Annotated in this window: 18 protein-coding genes; 7 read left to right on the forward strand and 11 right to left on the reverse strand. The window is 63.3% G+C overall.

Annotated elements, in window-relative coordinates:
- Window positions 1–71 precede the first annotated feature (71 nt).
- Entirely contained in the window at window positions 72–863 is a 792-nt protein-coding gene (locus tag ACZ3GY_RS22285; protein WP_465912017.1) for a Crp/Fnr family transcriptional regulator, read from the forward strand.
- Between the two features lie 535 nt (window positions 864–1,398).
- Here the strand turns inward: ACZ3GY_RS22285 and ACZ3GY_RS22290 are convergent.
- A complete protein-coding gene (locus ACZ3GY_RS22290) occupies window positions 1,399–2,589 on the reverse strand; it encodes a multidrug effflux MFS transporter (protein ID WP_465912018.1) in 1,191 nt (396 codons plus the stop codon).
- A 172-nt stretch (window positions 2,590–2,761) separates the two neighbouring features.
- Here ACZ3GY_RS22290 and ACZ3GY_RS22295 point away from each other — a divergent pair, with 172 nt between their 5' ends.
- Complete coding sequence (locus ACZ3GY_RS22295) at window positions 2,762–3,382, forward strand: TetR family transcriptional regulator (RefSeq protein WP_465912019.1); 621 nt, start codon at window positions 2,762–2,764, stop codon at window positions 3,380–3,382.
- A gap of 45 nt (window positions 3,383–3,427) precedes the next feature.
- Here ACZ3GY_RS22295 and ACZ3GY_RS22300 read toward each other — a convergent pair whose 3' ends face one another.
- Window positions 3,428–3,640 carry a heavy-metal-associated domain-containing protein gene (locus ACZ3GY_RS22300; protein WP_465912020.1) on the reverse strand — a complete coding sequence of 71 codons (213 nt, stop codon included), beginning with the start codon at window positions 3,638–3,640 and terminating at the stop codon, window positions 3,428–3,430.
- A gap of 145 nt (window positions 3,641–3,785) precedes the next feature.
- Between ACZ3GY_RS22300 and ACZ3GY_RS22305 the strand changes: the two genes are divergently transcribed.
- The 3 genes from ACZ3GY_RS22305 (at window position 3,786) to cueR (ending at window position 7,096) form a co-directional block, all read left to right on the forward strand.
- The gene (locus tag ACZ3GY_RS22305) at window positions 3,786–4,172 is read left to right on the forward strand and encodes a hypothetical protein (protein ID WP_225838505.1); all 387 of its coding nucleotides are present in this window, start codon (window positions 3,786–3,788) and stop codon (window positions 4,170–4,172) included.
- Window positions 4,173–4,266: 94 nt separating this feature from the next.
- A complete protein-coding gene (locus tag ACZ3GY_RS22310; protein WP_465912021.1) occupies window positions 4,267–6,660 on the forward strand; it encodes a heavy metal translocating P-type ATPase in 2,394 nt (797 codons plus the stop codon).
- A 4-nt stretch (window positions 6,661–6,664) separates the two neighbouring features.
- A complete protein-coding gene (gene cueR / locus ACZ3GY_RS22315) occupies window positions 6,665–7,096 on the forward strand; it encodes a Cu(I)-responsive transcriptional regulator (protein ID WP_463562242.1) in 432 nt (143 codons plus the stop codon).
- On the opposite strand, the gene ACZ3GY_RS22320 is transcribed toward cueR, so the two are convergent.
- From ACZ3GY_RS22320 to ACZ3GY_RS22360, 9 genes are all read right to left on the reverse strand, one after another.
- On the reverse strand, window positions 7,063–7,668 hold the full coding sequence (locus ACZ3GY_RS22320; RefSeq protein WP_465912022.1) for an HAD family hydrolase: 606 nt from the start codon (window positions 7,666–7,668) through the stop codon (window positions 7,063–7,065). The two genes, cueR and ACZ3GY_RS22320, sit on opposite strands and share 34 nt — an antisense overlap.
- 43 nt (window positions 7,669–7,711) lie before the next feature.
- Window positions 7,712–8,671, reverse strand: a complete 960-nt coding sequence (locus ACZ3GY_RS22325; RefSeq protein ID WP_465912023.1) for a Csu type fimbrial protein — start codon at window positions 8,669–8,671, stop codon at window positions 7,712–7,714.
- 11 nt (window positions 8,672–8,682) lie between these two features.
- The gene (locus ACZ3GY_RS22330) at window positions 8,683–10,998 is read right to left on the reverse strand and encodes a fimbria/pilus outer membrane usher protein (RefSeq protein WP_465912024.1); all 2,316 of its coding nucleotides are present in this window, start codon (window positions 10,996–10,998) and stop codon (window positions 8,683–8,685) included.
- A gap of 38 nt (window positions 10,999–11,036) precedes the next feature.
- Window positions 11,037–11,816 carry a fimbrial biogenesis chaperone gene (locus tag ACZ3GY_RS22335; protein WP_465912025.1) on the reverse strand — a complete coding sequence of 260 codons (780 nt, stop codon included), beginning with the start codon at window positions 11,814–11,816 and terminating at the stop codon, window positions 11,037–11,039.
- Between the two features lie 14 nt (window positions 11,817–11,830).
- Complete coding sequence (locus ACZ3GY_RS22340; RefSeq protein WP_463571635.1) at window positions 11,831–12,373, reverse strand: Csu type fimbrial protein; 543 nt, start codon at window positions 12,371–12,373, stop codon at window positions 11,831–11,833.
- A gap of 5 nt (window positions 12,374–12,378) precedes the next feature.
- Entirely contained in the window at window positions 12,379–12,891 is a 513-nt protein-coding gene (locus tag ACZ3GY_RS22345; RefSeq protein ID WP_465912026.1) for a Csu type fimbrial protein, read from the reverse strand.
- A gap of 58 nt (window positions 12,892–12,949) precedes the next feature.
- Window positions 12,950–13,483: a Csu type fimbrial protein gene (locus ACZ3GY_RS22350; RefSeq protein WP_465912027.1), complete on the reverse strand. Its 534-nt coding sequence runs from the start codon at window positions 13,481–13,483 to the stop codon at window positions 12,950–12,952.
- 312 nt (window positions 13,484–13,795) lie between these two features.
- Window positions 13,796–14,665 (reverse strand): acyl-CoA thioesterase II, encoded by an 870-nt coding sequence (gene tesB / locus ACZ3GY_RS22355; RefSeq protein ID WP_042553013.1) that lies wholly within the window; start codon window positions 14,663–14,665, stop codon window positions 13,796–13,798.
- A gap of 120 nt (window positions 14,666–14,785) precedes the next feature.
- Window positions 14,786–15,340, reverse strand: coding sequence for a GNAT family N-acetyltransferase (locus tag ACZ3GY_RS22360; protein WP_465912028.1), 555 nt, complete (start codon window positions 15,338–15,340; stop codon window positions 14,786–14,788).
- 48 nt (window positions 15,341–15,388) lie between these two features.
- Here ACZ3GY_RS22360 and ACZ3GY_RS22365 point away from each other — a divergent pair, with 48 nt between their 5' ends.
- Both ACZ3GY_RS22365 and ACZ3GY_RS22370 read left to right on the forward strand, forming a co-directional pair.
- Window positions 15,389–16,309 carry a histone deacetylase family protein gene (locus ACZ3GY_RS22365; RefSeq protein ID WP_465912029.1) on the forward strand — a complete coding sequence of 307 codons (921 nt, stop codon included), beginning with the start codon at window positions 15,389–15,391 and terminating at the stop codon, window positions 16,307–16,309.
- Window positions 16,310–16,338: 29 nt separating this feature from the next.
- Complete coding sequence (locus tag ACZ3GY_RS22370) at window positions 16,339–17,583, forward strand: TIGR03862 family flavoprotein (RefSeq protein ID WP_465912030.1); 1,245 nt, start codon at window positions 16,339–16,341, stop codon at window positions 17,581–17,583.
- Window positions 17,584–17,598: the final 15 nt, after the last annotated feature.

Genomic DNA, 17,598 nt, shown 5'->3' on the forward strand with positions numbered 1-17,598 from the left:
TGGAGCGCGGTGCAGATTATCGTCTCAGGGATTTTCGTGCGCATCCAGCATGAGTAGCTCAAGGAATCATCATGTATTTACTCGGGGAACAACCGGCCTACGCCGACCAACTGATCAGCCGATTGCAGAGTATCCCCGGGAAATTACTCGACGGGCTAAGCCCATGCGGCGTATCGCTACAAGTCGAGCGCAGCGAGGATCTGGCGAGCGAACTGCCGGGCAACCAATTATTCATCATCGACAACGGCTTGCTGCATGCCCTGGTCGATGAGCGGCCGCTGTTCTACTTGCAGGAAGGCGACCTGGTTGGCTTGCGCCAAGGTATTGATCTACCAACCTGCCGCTATACCAGCGACGAACCAGTGACGCTGATTCCCTATTCGCGCAGCGAAGTGTTCAAGCACATCTATGCCAGCGAGCCTCGTCAGGAACTGTTCATTCAATACCTGGTGGGCCACACCGCCCTGCTTTCAGACGCGCTGGCGCGCATCAAACAGCCGGAAGTACGGCCTGCCACCGGCTTCAAGCACTTTGGCAAAGGCGACTCGCTGATCCATCAGGGCGACGAGGCAGATCACGTATTCATCATCATCGAGGGGCATGCCGAAGCCTTCGTAGACGGTTTGAAGGTAGGCGACGTGCAGAAAGACGAGATTTTCGGCGCCATGGCCGTGTTCACCCATGAAAAGCGCAGTGCCACGGTGGTTGCCAGTGAAGCCTGCACGGTGATGGTGATCCCCAAGGATCAGTTCCTCAGCCTGATGGAAAGCAACCCGCGCATCGCCCATAGCCTCGTCGAGAGCATGGCGCGGCGCATCGACCTGCTCAACAAGGAAGTCACCGGACTGCGTCAGCCTGGTTGAGCCGAAAAGCTGTTATCCAACCCCGGCCAAGTGCCGGGGTTCGTGGTTTCAGCGGCAATAAAAGGCTATCGCTGCGATGAATGAAAATAATTTCCAATCAGCTGTTGACTAAGAAATGAGAATTGCTATTATTTGCATCAGCTGGTCGCGAGATCAGCCGATAAGCTAAAGAGACCTTAGGTCGGACTCTTCAGATTATCTCCTCATCAGGCTAATCACGGTTATTGACCCGGCTCTTTGCCGGGTCTTTTTTTGCCTGCAGGAAATAGCGCTATGACGCCCGTCGCCTCATTGATCCAGTTCCAGCAGTAGCGACTAGACTGTTCGCACGCTCACTGGGAGTCACCCTCATGAATATCCGGACACGTGCGTTAAAAGGCCCTCTCGGCATTCACTGGCAAGTGAGCCTCGGCAAGCATCAGGTCAGTTTTCGCAGCGAAGGAGAAGCGCGCCAGTTCGTGGCGACCCTCGAAGCGAGAGTGCAGGCCCCCCACGCGCTGCCGGAGAGGCAACGCATGGCAAGCTGAACATCGGGTCAGCCGTGGGGGTGCCCAGCGCGCTTCTCAGCCCAGCGGGTGAAGCGCGAAGCCAGCACTGCCAGCACGCCGCAACAGAAGATCACCAACGCCATCGGTACGGCGCTGCCGTCGTGCAGCACGCCGACCATGGACGCGGCAGTGGCGGCGATGGTGAATTGCAGGCTGCCCATCAGTGCCGATGCGCTCCCCGCATGACGCCCCTGCCCTGCCATGGCGCACGCGGAGGTGTTCGGCAGCAGGATGCCCAGCGACGCGATGCAGCCGAACAGTGGCACCATCAGCGGCCACAGCGACGGGGTATGCACCCAGGACAACAGCAGCAACAGTGCGCCACAGCCCAGATAGAACCAAACGATGCGCCTGGCCCAGTAGGCCGGCCCCTGGCGTGATACCAGCCAGGCGTTGACCTGTGCCGCCAGGATGAAGCCAGCGGCGTTGGTACCGAACAGCCAGCCGTAGTGTTCTGGCGCAATGCCATAGAGTTCGATGAACACGAAGGGCGAGCCGGCGATGTACGCAAACATGCCGGCAATCGCCAGCCCCCCCGTCAGGGCATGGCCGATAAAGGGCAGATCGGCGAACAGCCGGCGATATTCACCGAGCGCGCCGCGCAGCGGAGCCGGTTCGACATTGGGGTTCAGGGTTTCCGGCAGCCACAGATACAAGGCGACCAGGCAAGCCGCGCTGAACAGCGTCAGGCAAACGAATATCGATGGCCAGCCGAACAGGTTGAGCAGCAGCCCGCCCGCCACGGGCGCGAGGATCGGCGCTAGCCCCATCACCAGCATCAGTTGCGAGAACACTTTAGCCGAGCTGATCGGGTCACACAGGTCGCGCACCACGGCGCGCGACACCACCATGCCGGCGCAACCGCCCAAGGCCTGCACGAAGCGCGCGACGATCAGCCACTCCAGGCTGGGCGCCACGGCGCAGGCCAGCGAGGCGAGAGTGAACAGTGATACCCCGACGAGCAGCGGAATGCGCCGCCCGAAACGGTCAGCCAACGGGCCATAGAGCAACTGCCCGATGGCCAGACCAGCGAAGTAGGAGGCCAGGGAAAGCTGAACATGCTCGGTGTCAGTATCGAAGGCCAGCGCCAAGGCGGGAAAACTGGGCAGGTAGAAGTCGATGGCCAAGGGGCCGAAGGCACTGAGTGCGCCAAGGATCAGTAACAGGCGAAACGTCATTTGCAAGGTACTCGACGAGAGTCCCGGCTCCGGGCCGGGTCAACGGGCGGAGCGCTGGAGGCTCCTTAAAGAATGGATGCCGACAATTACATACAAGTTCGTCTGTAAAACAAACCTTGGGACAAAAAAATAATTACACTCGCCATTCCTGAACCGATTTGATTCCTGTCGTATGCGTCGAACCAAAGAGCAAGCAGAACTGACCCGCAACACCATTCTGGCATCCGCCGAGATGCTGTTTCTGGAAAAAGGCGTCGCCCACACCAGCCTTGAGCATATCGCTAAGCATGCGGGCGTGACCCGCGGCGCGGTCTATTGGCACTTTCAGAACAAGGCTCATCTGTTTCACGACATGCTCAGCCAGGTGCGCCTGCCCCCGGAGCAACTGGCCAGGCACCTGCAAGAGAGCCAATCCGGCGACGGCTTGCAGTCACTGCGCGAGCTTTGCGTGGAAGGTATCGCGGGTATCGCGCTGGACGAGCAGAAGCGGCGCATCTTCACGATCCTGCTGCATCGCTGCGAGTTCACCGAGGAGCTGCGCGAGGCCGAAGAGCGCCACGAAGCCTTCATCAATCAATTCATCGACCTCTGCGAGGCGATTTTCGCGCATCCGTCCGCGCAGCCTCGGCTTCGACCGGGCATGACGCCGCGTCTCGCAGCGCGCACCTTGCACGCGCTGATCGTCGGCATGCTCAGCGACTGGTTGCGCGACAACAGCCTGTTCGACCCGCAGAACGATGGGCCGGTGATGATCGATGGGCTGTTTCGCGGCCTGATCAGCGATTGGAACTAGCAGCGACTGACAGTGCGACCTGACCTGGCATCACTGTTTGCAGGCCTAGGTTCGCCCCGTAGGCAACGCTTCGGCCTTATAGCCCGAGTCGATGATCGCCTTGAGCACCTGATCGACCGGATGCGAGGTCTGCACCCTGACCTCGCCTGCGCTCAGATCCACCTGCACCTGCGCCGAGGCATCAATCGCCTGTACGGCATCGGTGATCGAGCGCTCACAATGGGCGCATGTCATGCCATCTACCTTGAATATCTGCATCGTCATCTCCTCTGCCCTCGTGGGCAATCATTCGATTAGTGGAAAAGTATCGAGCTTGCCATCGGGTCAAGGTCAACCCTCGAACTTGTTGAACCGGCCAACCTCGGCCAAGCTCTGAAAAACCCCATAGCCATCTGGTCTGACCATGCGCCGCCTCCTCTTCTCATTGTTTCTCGCTCTGCCTTTGCCAGCCCTCGCCCAGGTACTGCCATCGCATACCACCCTGGGAGATGGCTATGCCGTACTGATCATCTCCCGCGAGCGCCTGGAAGTGGCATCGCCATGCGAGTTCGGCGTCTACCTGCAGGATCAGCTGGCCGCACGGCTGTTCCAGGGCCAGTCGGTGTCCTTCAACCTGCCGCCCGGCGATGTGTCGGTGCGCCTGGGCATGATCGGCACCGAAAGCTGCCAGGCCGGTATCACCCCGCTCGACAGCCAGCGGCTGAGCCTGACTGCCGGCGAGATTCGTCGCTATCGCATCGGCCTAAGCCCATCCGGCCCCTACCTGACTCCGGCACCGTCCAGCCAGTAATCCTGCCTGCCACATGAGCATCTCTGGGGCTTGACCTTCCCCATAGGTCAAGGTTGATCCTGTACATACCCGCCAGGATTCGCCGGAGATGATCATGCCCACGCCGCCCACCCTCGACTTGCCGATCGCCGGTATGACCTGCGCAACCTGCGCCGGTCGGGTCGAGCGCGCCTTGCGAGGTGTCCCTCAGGTCACTGAAGCCAGCGTCAACCTGGCCAGCGAGCGTGCGCGTGTCGAAGCACCTGCCGAGCAACTACCGGCATTGGTGGCGGCCGTACAGAAAGCTGGCTACGAGATACCCAGTGAAAGCCTGGATCTGGCTATTTCCGGCATGACCTGCGCCAGTTGCGCGGGTCGCGTCGAGCGCGCGCTGAGCAGGCAGCCCGGCGTGCTGGCGGTCAGCGTCAACCTGGCCACCGAGCAAGCCCGCGTGCAGGTGGTCATCGGTGTCGATACCCAGGCGCTGCTGGCGGCGGTGTCGGCCGTCGGCTATTTGGCCAGCACAGTGGATGCACCAAAGGCGCATGGCGACGCCAACGACCGCCGCTTGCAGGCCGAGCGCTGGCGACTGGCACTGGCCTTGCTGCTCGCCGCGCCGCTGGTCTTGCCGATGCTGCTGGTGCCCTTCGGCGTGCACCTGATGCTGCCAGCCTGGGCACAATTCCTACTCGCTACACCGGTGCAGTTCGTCCTCGGTGCGCGCTTTTACCGAGCCGCCTGGAACGCCCTGCGCAGCGGCTCCGGCAATATGGATCAGCTGGTCGCCCTGGGCACCAGCGCCGGTTACGGCCTGAGCCTCTATCAGTGGGCGATCACCCCGGCGGGGGGCACACCCCATCTGTATTTCGAAGCCTCTGCAGTGATCATCGCCCTGATCCTGCTGGGCAAATACCTGGAAAGCCGCGCCAAGCGTCAGACCACCAGTGCCATCCGTGCGCTGCAGGCGTTACGCCCCGATGAGGCCACGCGCCTGCAGGGCGGCATCGAGCAACGAGTTGCCGTCAGTGCACTGAGCTTGGGCGACCAGGTACTGGTCAGGCCGGGCGAGCGATTTCCGGTCGACGGCAAAGTGCTCGAAGGCGACAGCCACGCCGACGAGGCACTGATCAGTGGTGAAAGCCTGCCGCAAGCCAAGGCACCGGGCGACTCGGTAACAGCCGGGGCGATCAACGGCGAGGGTCGTCTGCTGATCGAGACCACCGCTCTGGGTGCAGAAACCGTGCTTTCACGGATCATCCGCCTGGTCGAGGACGCCCAAGCCGCCAAGGCGCCGATCCAGAAGCTGGTGGACAGGGTCAGCCAGGTATTCGTGCCAGTGGTGCTGCTGATCGCGCTGCTGACCTTGATCGTCTGGCTGAGCCTGGGGGCGGGCCTGGAAAGCGCGCTGCTCAATGCCGTGGCCGTTCTGGTGATCGCCTGCCCCTGCGCCCTGGGCCTGGCAACGCCAACGGCAATCATGGCCGGCACCGGCGTGGCGGCCCGGCACGGCATCCTGATCAAGGATGCCGAAGCCCTGGAGATCGCCCATGGCGTGACGGTGGTGGCGTTCGACAAGACCGGTACCCTGACCTCCGGCGCACCGCGTATCGCCCACCTGCAAACCGTCGACCTCGATGCCGACCAGGCACTACGCCAGGCCGGGGCGCTACAGCAAGGCAGCGAGCACCCACTGGCCAAGGCGGTGTTGCAGGCTTGTCAGGAGGCAGCGTTGACGCTTGCGCCTGTCAGCGCCAGCCAGGCACTGGCCGGTCGCGGCATTGCCGGTCTGGCCGAGGGCCGGTCGCTGCAACTGGGCAATCGTCGCCTGCTGCAGGAAAGCGGCGCCAGCGAGCCACACGAACTGGCCGCGGCGGCCCAGGCCTGGGAAGCCGAGGGGCGCACCTTGTCCTGGCTGATCGAACCGGGTTCCAAGCCGCATGTGCTTGCCCTGTTTGCCTTTGGCGACACCTTGAAAGAAGGTGCCCGTGAAGCGATCGGAGCGCTAAGCAGCCGGCATATCGCCAGCCACCTGATCAGCGGCGACAACCAAGGCAGTGCACACGCTGTCGCCAGGCAGTTGGGGATCGACTCGGTTCATGCTCAGGTTCTGCCTGCGGACAAAGCGCGGATCATCAGTGAGCTGAAAGCCGCTGGTGTGGTGGCCATGGTCGGCGACGGCATCAACGACGCCCCTGCCTTGGCTGCAGCGGATGTCGGCATCGCCATGGGCGGCGGCACCGATGTGGCGATGCAGGCGGCCGGCATCACCCTGATGCGCGGTGATCCGCGACTGGTACCCGCCGCCCTGGATATCGCCCGGCGCACCTACGCGAAAATCCGCCAGAATCTGTTCTGGGCCTTCATCTACAACCTGGTGGGCATTCCCCTGGCCGCCTTCGGGCTGCTCGACCCGATGCTCGCGGGCGCGGCCATGGCGCTGTCGAGCGTCAGCGTTGTGAGCAATGCCCTGCTGCTGAAAACCTGGCGGCCCAAGCACCTCGAGGAGTAAAACGATGAATATCGGCCAGGCGGCCAAGCACACCGGGCTCAGTGCCAAGATGATCCGTTACTACGAAGCCATCGGCCTGCTGCCCAGCGCCGGGCGCAGCGAAAGTGGCTATCGCCAGTACGGCGACGATGACCTGCAGCGCCTGCGCTTCATCCGCCGAGCTCGTGACCTGGGCTTCTCGTTGGCCGAGTCGGGCAAGCTGCTGGCCCTGTGGCACGACCGCGAACGGGCCAGCGCCGATGTAAAAGCCCTGGCAGTGGAGCATATTGACGCGCTCAACGGCAAGATCGCTGAGCTCGAAGCCCTGCGCGACACGCTGCAGAGTCTGGTGGATCACTGTCAGGGCGACCACCGCCCCGACTGCCCGATTCTCGATGACCTGCAGGCTGGTGATGCCTGTTGTCAGACGGCCGGAGCGCCCACGGCCAGACGCTGAAGAGCCGTGCAATCGGCGACGAAGTGATCGCTCAATTCCGGCCAGGAATTGGTCGGCAGATTCACCAGCACGGTAGCGCTGCCGGCGGCACGGCCACAGGCCAGATCATGGCGATGGTCGCCGACCATGACCATGTCCTGGGGCGCCACCTGCCAGCGGTCAGCCAAGTGCAGCAGGCCGCCGGGGTCGGGTTTCGGCGGTGCTTCGTCGCGACCGAGAATGTCGGCCGGTGCGAAGCAGTCGTCCACGCCAATGGCCTGCAGGGTCAACAGCGCCAGCTCACGGGCATTGCGAGTCAGGATGCCGAGGCGCAGGCCACGCGCATGCAGGCCGCGCACCAACGCAACGGCCCCTGCCGCTGGCCGCGCGGCGACGGCCAGTTCGCGCTCATGCTCGAGCAGCCAGGCGTGCTTGGCCCGAGATACATCCGCGGGAAGCGCGGCCAGGTGATGAAGAATGTCGTCCTCTGGCGGGATATCCAGCGCCACGCGGATGGCGGCGAAATCATGCACGGCGATGGTCAGGGTGCCGTCCATATCGAAAACCCAATGGGTGTAGCGCTGCAGACTCATCGCCCCTCCGGCAACCGCAGAATCGAGAGCGCAGCATACCTGCTCAATACATGATGATCACCGTCACGTTATCGGTGTAGGTGCCGACCGGTACGTTGGCCTGGGTGGGGTCGATGATGCCCAGGAACGGCACGCTCTGTTGCAGGCCGTTGCCGACCATCGGTTGCGTCTGGCTGGTAGTCCAGACGGTGGTGGTATTGGGGAAATACAGGTTGTAGTTGAGCCGATTGCTGCCGCTGGCCATGCGCCGCCAAGGCGCCTGGTAGTTCTGGCCGTTGTCGAAGCCCACGGTGTAGCCCTCGGTATTGGTGCAGGTGACACCGATGTTGCGGGTAACCGGCGCGAACTGACTGACCAGCGCCTGGGTACCGAAATCCATCACCAGCTCGCTGTTGCTGATCACACAGGCCTTGGTGACCACCAGGCTGACCGTCACCGTAACCGGGCTGCCCGTTCCCCAGGAGGCCGGCGGGTTGCAGACCAGCACCACACAGGTTGGCAGTGGCACCCCTGGGCTGCGACTCCAGTTCGTGCATATACCCAGAGCGCTGAGGCCTGTGCACACAGCGTACTGCCAGGTCAGGCTCAGGGTGGCGGTATAGGTGCCGGCCGGTACGTTGGCGCCAGTGGCGGTACGGAAATACAGCGGCACCGTCGCGCCACTGCCACCCAGGCTCAACAGGGTCGCGCCATTGAGGGTAACGGGCTGGCCAGGCTGCAGGGCGTTGGTGTAACCGGAGTTGGTGAACACCTGCAACGGAATCTGCCGGCCATCGCGGCTTAGAACCGCTGCGCTGTTGAGAGTGGCGCGCATGAAGTTGTTGGCCAGCAGCGTCAGGCTACCCGTACACAGAATGCCACCGCTACCGGCTGCCTGGGGTGCGGTGGTGATCAGGCTCAGGGAGTTGGTGGTGCCCAGCGACACCGTCGATCCCGGCGCGGTGCATTCCGCCGCGGCAAGCCCCGGCAACGTCAGCAGTAACGCCAGCAGAATCGCTCTCACCTTCGCCTCCTTCAACGACATGTCAGTGGCCCCACCAGGGACATTTCCTCATCGAGGCTTTCCAGTTCAAACCCCGCGGCGCACTGACCGCCATCGGGCAACGCCACCTGCAAGCGATTGTTTTTCTGCAGCCCTTCAAAATACACCAGGCCGTCCCAGCCAACGGTGGCCTGCCGGTCACTATCCTGCAAAGTCACCTGACTGCCACGGGGTAACACTTCACCGCGACTGTCGATCAGCACGATGCTCGCCGCCACCACCCGGCGCAGCTCGAAGTCGAGCATTGCACCGCTGCCCTCGTGCACCGCGATGCTGCGCTCGACCTCCGGGGTGCGAATATTGGCCGGCAGCCCCAGTGAATCGATGGCGTACTGGCCCGGGTAGTAAGAAGGCACCCAGGGCACCAGCAGATGCCCTCGGGAATTGGTTTCGCCGAGCAACTGGTGCTCGAAACTCACCGGCACCCCGGCATAGCCATCGGTGCTGACCAGTACGAAGGCGTCGTCGATGCGGTTGCTGGCATACACCCCGCCGCCCATTGCCACCACGGAGCCGCTGACATCGCCCCAGTAGGTGCGCCGCCCGCCATCGTCGTAGACGCCAGCCTGATACTGGGCATGCCGCGCGCGCCAGGTCATGTCGGCCTGGGCGTAGCGGTCGCCGTTGCCCGCAGCATAGGCCAGGTTGTAGCCCACGCCACCCTCGCTGGGTGCACTGCGCCCGAAGTTGCTGCGCTGCCGATAGCCACCGTTACGATCACGTTCCACGCCGACGCTGAGGGTCGAGCGCAGGTCGAAGGGAATCATCCACTGCAGCAGCGCGGAATAGCCGGGCTCGCCGATTTCGCGGTTGAGCGACAGGAACAGGTTGCTGTTGCCAGGCAGCCCACGTGACCAGGACAAGTTGATCAGGCGGCTGCGGGTACCGTCATGCATCTCGCTGGCAAAATAGCCGATGCCGATATTGCCGATGCGCCTAGGGTTCAGCGACAAGGTCACCTGATCGGTGGTCTTTGCTAGCTCCGAAATCCCACGGCTGCTCTGCAGGGCGCTGATCACGCTGAGGTCGGCATAGGCTTCGTCGCGCTGCACGCGCTGCATGGCGAGGCCGAACAACGGTGAGTAATAGCTGTAGCCCAGGCTCAGTTGCTGGCCGCGCTGGCCGGCGTGCTCGCTGTAGGAAAGTGAGGTTCCCAGGGTGCCCCAGGTGCCTACCGCGAAGGTGCCGCCCAGACCGCCGAGGCGCAGGTCATCACCGCTTTCACCATGACTTTCCAGGGTGAAACCGTCGCTCACGCCATAGCGGAACGTGCCGCTGGCGGCCTGGCTGCCGTAGGCGAAGTTCTCCACACCGTAGTCCTGACGCAGCTTGCCGGCGGACAGCGAGTAATCGTAAAGCCCCTTCTGCAGTAGCGTGTTGGTCACGTAGAACGGCACCTCCGTGGCCACCTGACGTCCCAGTGCATCGGTGGCGACGACAGTCGCGGTGCCCGCGCCGCTGATAAAGGGCACGCTGCTGATGGTGAAGGGGCCGGGGTTGAGCATTTCGCTGCTGACCCGACTGTTGTTGATCAGCAGATCCACCGAGGTCGGTACCGCGGCATCGCCGCTGAAGCTGGGCAACGGATAGGTGATCAGATCCGGGCGCAGACCGAAATTGCGTGACAGCTGCACCCCGCCGATACGCACCGCACGGTTCCAGGTCAGCGCACCGGTGATCAGGTCACCGGCCTCGTAGCTGAGCATCCGCTGCTGGTCGTTGTAGCGCCAGAAGGTGTCGTAGCGAATGTAGCCATCGCCCTGAGCACTGTTGCCTGAGAAGGCATGGCGATATACGCCGCTGTTGCTGAGCCGCCCCATGCTGCCGAACACCCGCTGCTCCAGCCAGCCGTTAAGCAGGCGCGAGCCTTCGTCACTGTCGCTGTAGTAGAAGTCGTAGTTGAGCAGCGCACCGAACGAACTCTGCGCCGCTACCCCGTCATAAACCTGGGTCTGCCCCACCGCCTGGTCAGGCAGCCAATCGCTGGGCAGGGTCAGTTTCAGTTGCTGAAACTCCTGTTGATAGTCGCTCTGCAGCCCCTGGATGTCTGCCAGATCCTGCAACCCGCTGGCATCCTCGGCCAACGGCACGCCGACAGCGCGCAACTCGTCGCTGTCGAGCAGATAGCGGCCGGCGCGATAGGTCACCGGCACGATCCGCTCGGTCGACAGTTCATTGACCACCAGTTCCAGATAGAGAACGTATTCATCGGGCATCTGCTGCGCCTGCAGCCCCTGCCCCACCAGCAACAGCAAAGCGCCGAGCCAATGGGCCAGGGCAACACGCATTCCAAAGGGCATCGTTCAATGACCACCGAACCGCATGATCACTGCCGTGGTATCGACAGGGGCTCTTTGCGGTCATTGACCATGGCCTCCAGCACCGCGCCATCAGCACCCGGGGGCAACGGCCAGCGCATTTGCGCACCGGGCAACACGTAACCGAGCAGACCCTCGGCGATCACCTGCTGTTTGCCGCTGCCAGCGAACCTCACCGCCGACAATCGCGCATGGGCAGTACCGTCGTTGCGCAGTTGCAGGAAGCGTGTGCTGCCTTGCTGCTGAATCTGGTAACCGAGTTTTGGCGCCAGGGTCTGCACGGTCTTGCCCGCCTGTTCGGCGGCGCCCTCCGGCGCGGCGCCGCTACCGAACACGAACAGCGGGATGGAATAGCGCATCTGAAACTTCACCCCCAATTGCGGATCAGGGGCCGCATTGCTGTCGAGCATCTCGTCGATCAGCACCCGGTAGGCTCGCTGCACCCCGGCCTGCGGCGCCTGCATAACCATCAGGCGGATCATCTGCCGCTTGCCCGGAGCGATGGTCACCACCGGTGGGCTACCGACCACTTCACGCTGCGCGTCCAGGCGATCCTCGAAGTCCGACTGTTTCCAGTCCATGACCCGTATCTGCAGATTGACCGGTGCCTGGCCACGGTTTTCCAGCCACAGCGCCACTGCTTTCTGCTCGGCCTCGATCACCGGATTGATCGGCCAGATCAACACCGAACTGGCCGCGGCCGCATGGCCCGCGAACATCAGTAGTAAAACTAAAGCCCCTGCTCTGGCATGAAGAAAATCGAGGTGCTGCCATGCCGCTCGGGCCATGTGGATCTCCCTGTTCAATAACTGACGGTAACGGTGACTACATCGCTGTAAATACCCGCGCTGGGCATGGGGGTGACGCTGAACAACCGGGCATAAACCGGAAAGCTTTGAGTACCCCCAGCAGAGGGAAACGTCGCGCTGAGAGCGGTGGCACCGTTGTTGCCGTCCCCCCAGACATCGCTGAAGGCACTGTCTTTATATAGTTGATAACGCAGACGTTCGCTGCCTTTGGCCAGAAACCGCCCGCCTGTCACGCTGCCGGTGTTGGTCCCGGAACCGATGCCGATGGTCAGCGCGATGCCCGGCGTGCACTGCAGCACGATGGTGCCGCTGCCGGGCGTACTGGTGCGGCTCACCGGGTTGCCGAGGCTGCTGATCTGGCCGAAGTTGATGTTGCCGTAGCTGGTCACATCGCTGCCGCCGCTGCCGAGCAGGCAACCGGCGGTGATCACCGCACGAACCTGAAATTGCCGGTCGACACGTAGCTCGTTGGTGCCGGTATCAGCGAGCGCATCCAGTGCGGCGAGCAGAATCGCGAATGGCCAGGCGCGTCGCATCGACGTCACCACTTCACCGTGACGGTTACCGTATCTCGGTAGATGCCCGCCGCAGGGGAACGCTGCGCCGGTACCCGGCCATAAACCGGCAGCCATTGATCCTGCCCGGTACCGGTGCGGCTGATGCCCACCGTGTTATCCCAGACGGTCTGGTAGCTTGCCGAGGTGTAGAGGTTGTAGGCGATCTGCGCGCTTGGCCCCTGCAGGCGCCGGGCATTGACGTTGCCACTGCTACCGGCGCTGATCAGCACTTGATAGGGCGTGTTGCTCAGGCAATTGACCCGCAATGCGCCATTGCCCGGCTGGCCGACAACGTCGAGTTGGCTGCGCAGAATGGAGTGGGTGCCAAGGTCGAAGGTGCCGAACTGGCCAAGGTCGTTCGCAGCCGTACTGCCCGCGCTGCAGGCCGGCATCACCTCGGCGAATAGGCCGATGGTCGCGGTCTTGGTCGCGGCAGTGAGCAAACCGGGGGCGAGCGCCAGCAGCGCCACGAATTGAACGGGCCGGTAGCCGGTCATGGCAGTTTCCAGACAGAGGGCGGGTTCGCAGGCGATTGGGCGAATCGCCTGCAGGCGTTTACCAGGCCACCGTCACCTGCACGGTATCGGTGTAGGTGCCCACCGACGGCACGGCAGCGCGAGGCGGCACCTGGCCATAGACGACGATCTCCTGCACTTCGCCGTTGCCGGTCGAATCCAGCGTGTCGCCGCCGTTGCTACCGTCGCCCCAAGGCGTGGTGCGGCCGGCATCCTGGAACAGGTTATAGGCGATCAGATCGGTGCCATTGCTCATGTTGCGCTGGCCACCAGCGGGGTTGCCGCCACTGTCTAGGGTCACGCTGTAATCGGTACCGTTGTTGCAGGTCACGCTAAACGAGCCACCGCCACCGGAGCCCACGGACTGCGCCTCCAGCGGCGCAGTGATCGCCGCGACGCTACCGAAATCGATGTTGCCGAAGGTGCCTCCAGCGGCACCACCGTTGCCCACGGTACAGCCATCGGTGATGACCAGTTGAATGCCAAGCTGACCGGTAACGGTACCGGCTGCATGTGCCGTCGAAGCTACGGCCAAGGCCAAAAGGGATGAAACCAGTAGCGCTGAACGCCGCATAACCGTCTCCTGCAGACTCGAGAAACTCCCATGCTCAGAGACCCGGACAGTCACATCCGGGCGTTAAGGGGGAGACAGGACAAGGGTCGATCACGTTCAGGCAATTGCACACGTCAACAAAGCAGCCTTATTTTCGACAGCCGTCCAATATGGCCACCAAAATACTGATTCAAATGGATAATATTTTTTGACGTGAGAGAAGAGCGAGTAAGCCCTGAGCAAATGTCCTACAGAAAAAAAGGACACCCGCTATCAGCGACGATGGAAAAACTGTCCACCAGGTCAAGATTTTGGCGTCATTTCCACATCGCTTCAGCGCCAGTCTTCACGCAGACGAATCAGGCCTTCCTGAGCCACCGAGGCGACCAGTTGCCCCTGGCGATTGAACACGCTGCCGCGGGAAAAACCTCGGGCGTTACCGGCCCAGGGGCTGTCCATGGCGTAGAGCAACCAGTCGTCCATGCGCAGGTTGCCGTGGAACCAGATGGAGTGATCGAGGCTGGCCACCTGCATGAATTTCTGCCACACCGATACGCCGTGGGGCAGCATCGAGGTGGTCAGCAGATTGAAATCCGAGGCATAGCCAAGCAGGTACTTGTGGATGGCAGGTGTGTCCGGCAACTCACCGTCAGCGCGGAACCACACGTACTTGACCGGCTCGCTGACCTTGGGCGCGAATGGGTTATCGACGGTTACCGGGCGAATCTCGATGGGTTTGTCGAACAGCACACGCTCGCGCACCCGAGGCGGCAACGAGTCGGCTACCAGGCTGGCCAGTTCGGTTTCCGAACGCAGCCCTTCAGGGCCTGGGACGTCAGGCATCTGCGCCTGATGGTGAAGCCCTTCCTCGAGGTACTGGAACGAGGCGCTGCAGGTGAAGATCGCCTTGCCCTTCTGCACCGCCGTTACTCGGCGGGTGCTGAAACTGCCGCCGTCACGCACGCGGTCGACCTGATACACCACAGGCAGAGCAGCATCGCCTGGGCGCAGGAAGTAGCCATGCAGTGAATGCACATGGCGATCGGCCTCGACCGTCTGAGTGGCCGCCGACACGCACTGGCCCAGTACCTGACCGCCGAAGAGTTGGCGAAAACCGAGATCCTGGCTGACGCCACGGAACAGGTTTTCCTCGATGGCCTCGAGGCTCAGCAGCGCCACCAATTCTTGCAGGACTTGACTCATACGGCTCTCCAGAACCCCTATCCAGGGCAATACTGCGACACGCGCGGGGTGCGCGGAGGGTGAATGGTAATGCCTTTGCCGCCTGTCAGGAATCGTGGGATGGCGACGGAGGCGACAGGCTCAGCCACGCTTCGGCCATTCGCTACGCGTGATCCGATACAGCAGGTGCTGGCGTAGCCGGTGCCCAGGCGCCAGCGCCGGGTGTTCGAAGCCGCCGGCCGACTGCATGCCGAGCGCCTGCATGACCCGCTGCGAAGGCACATTCACTGTGGCCGTGAAGGACACAACTTGCGGCAGCTCCAGGCGCTCGAAAGCGCAATCCAGTGCCGCACGAGCAGCCTCCTGGGCGTACCCCTTTCCCCAGTGCTCCGGCAGCAAACGCCAGCCGATTTCCACCGCCGGTGTGAAGGCGGCCTCGAAGCCGACATGGGCCAGCCCGGCCATGCCGATGAAGCGCCCGTCCTCTCGAAGCCGCAGCGCCCAGAAACAAAACCCATGCTGGCTGAAGTGCTGCTGCAGGCGCACCAGCAACGCCTGGCTCTGCTCAAGATTCAAGGGCGCCGGAAAATGGCGCATCACCTGCTCGTCAGCGCACAGGGTCGCCAGGTCATTGAGGTCTTCATCATGCCAGGCGCTCATTAGCAGACGCGGCGTCTGCAGCTCGATCACATCCATTTAGCTTCTCGTGCATACTGCCCAGGGTTCACCAAACGCCGCCATTGTATGCCCCTGCCGCTGATCTACCACGACGACTACAGCCCGCCCTTTCCGGAAGGTCACCGCTTCCCGATGGAGAAATTCCGTCTGTTGCGCGACCACCTGGTGGACAGCGGCCTGACCCAGGATGCCGACCTGCTGCGGCCGCAAATCTGTCCTGCGGACATCCTCGCCCTCTGCCACTGCCCCGCCTATATCGAGCGTTATCTGAGCGGCGAGCTGAGCCACGAAGACCAGCGCCGCCTCGGCCTGCCATGGAGCCCGGAGCTAGCGCGCCGCACCGTACGGGCAGTGGGTGGCTCGCTACTGGCAACCGAGCAGGCGCTGCAGCACGGCCTGGCCTGTCACCTGGCAGGCGGCACCCACCACGCCCACTACGACTACCCGGCAGGTTTCTGCATCTTCAACGACCTGGCCGTGATCGCCCGCTACCTGTTGGAAAGTGGCCAGGCGCATCGCGTACTGATCTTCGATTGCGACGTTCACCAGGGTGACGGCACCGCGCGGCTGCTCGAACACGTGGACAACGCCGTTACCGTATCGCTGCACTGCGAGCAGAATTACCCGGCGCGCAAGGCCAACAGCGACTGGGACATCCCACTGCCTCGTGGCATGGGCGACCGCGACTACCTGAAAGTCGTCGACGACACCCTCGACTACCTGCTGCCCCTCTATCAGCCGGATATCGTGCTCTATGACGCCGGCGTCGACGTGCACCGCGACGATGCCCTCGGCTATCTGCAACTCAGCGACGCCGGCCTGGCCGCCCGCGACGAAGCCGTGCTGCATCATTGCCTGGGACGCGACATTCCAGTGGTCGGCGTGATCGGTGGTGGGTACAGCAAGGATCGCCACGCCCTGGCCCGCCGCCACGGCATTCTCCATCACAGCGCCACGCGGGTATGGCAGCAACGAGGGCTCGGGTAAACTTCCCCCTTTGCCCAGCTGACACCGCCATGACCGATATCCCCACGCCCACCTCCCACTCGGTCGCCATCATCGGCGGCGGCCCAGCCGGCCTGATGGCTGCCGAGGTGCTGGCGAGTGCCGGCCTGCGGGTCGACCTCTACGACGCCATGCCCTCGGTGGGCCGCAAGTTCCTCCTGGCCGGCGTCGGCGGCATGAACATCACCCACTCCGAAGCCTACCCGGCGTTCATCAGCCGTTACGGCGAGCGCCAAGGGCAGATCGACAGACTGCTGCAAGGCTTCGACGCCGATGCCCTGCGCGCCTGGATTCATGGCCTGGGCATCGAGACCTTCGTCGGCACCTCGGGCCGCGTGTTTCCCACCGACATGAAGGCAGCGCCGCTGCTACGCGCCTGGCTCAAACGCCTGCGTGAAACCGGCGTGCACCTGCACACCCGGCAGCGCTGGCTGGGCTGGAATGGCGACGGTAGCCTGCGCGTGGGCACCCCCGAAGGCGAGCGCACGGTGCACGCCGATGCGATCTTGCTGGCCCTGGGCGGCGGCAGTTGGCCGCGGCTCGGCTCCGACGGCAGTTGGGTCGCCCACCTGCAGCAGGCCGGCGTACCCGTTGCGCCGCTGCAACCGAGCAACTGCGGTTTCGACGTAGCCGCCTGGAGCCCGCTGCTGCGCGAGAAATTCGCCGGTGCGCCGCTGAAGAACGTGGCCCTGGGGCTGAGCGGTGAGGCGCAGCGCCAGGGTGAGTTCGTGCTTACCGCCACTGGCATCGAAGGCAGCCTGGTGTACGCCCTGTCCGCCGGCATTCGCCAGCGCATCACCCGTGACGGCAGCTGCACGGTGCACCTCGACCTGCTGCCGCAGCGCAGCGAAGACGCCTTGAGCAAGGCCTTGAGCAAGCCCCGTGGCTCACACTCCATGGCCAAACACCTGCACCGTCAGGCCGGGCTGGATGGTGTCAAGGCTGCGCTGCTGCGCGAGCTGACCCCAGCCGAACACTACGCCGATCCACAGCGCCTGGCCGCCTCGATCAAGGCCCTGCCCATCGAACTGCGCCAACCGCGCCCGCTGGAAGAAGCGATCAGCACTGCCGGTGGCGTGCCCTTCGAAACCCTCGATGAAGGCTTGATGCTGACCGCTGTGCCCGGCACCTTCTGTGCGGGGGAAATGCTCGACTGGGAAGCGCCCACCGGCGGCTACCTGCTCACCGCCTGCTTCGCCAGCGGCCGCGTGGCCGGCCAGGGCATCGTCCGCTGGCTACAGGCGAAAACCCGATAACCACGGATCAGGAGG

It is taken from the genome of Pseudomonas sp. PME37.24/006 (assembly GCF_055556635.1).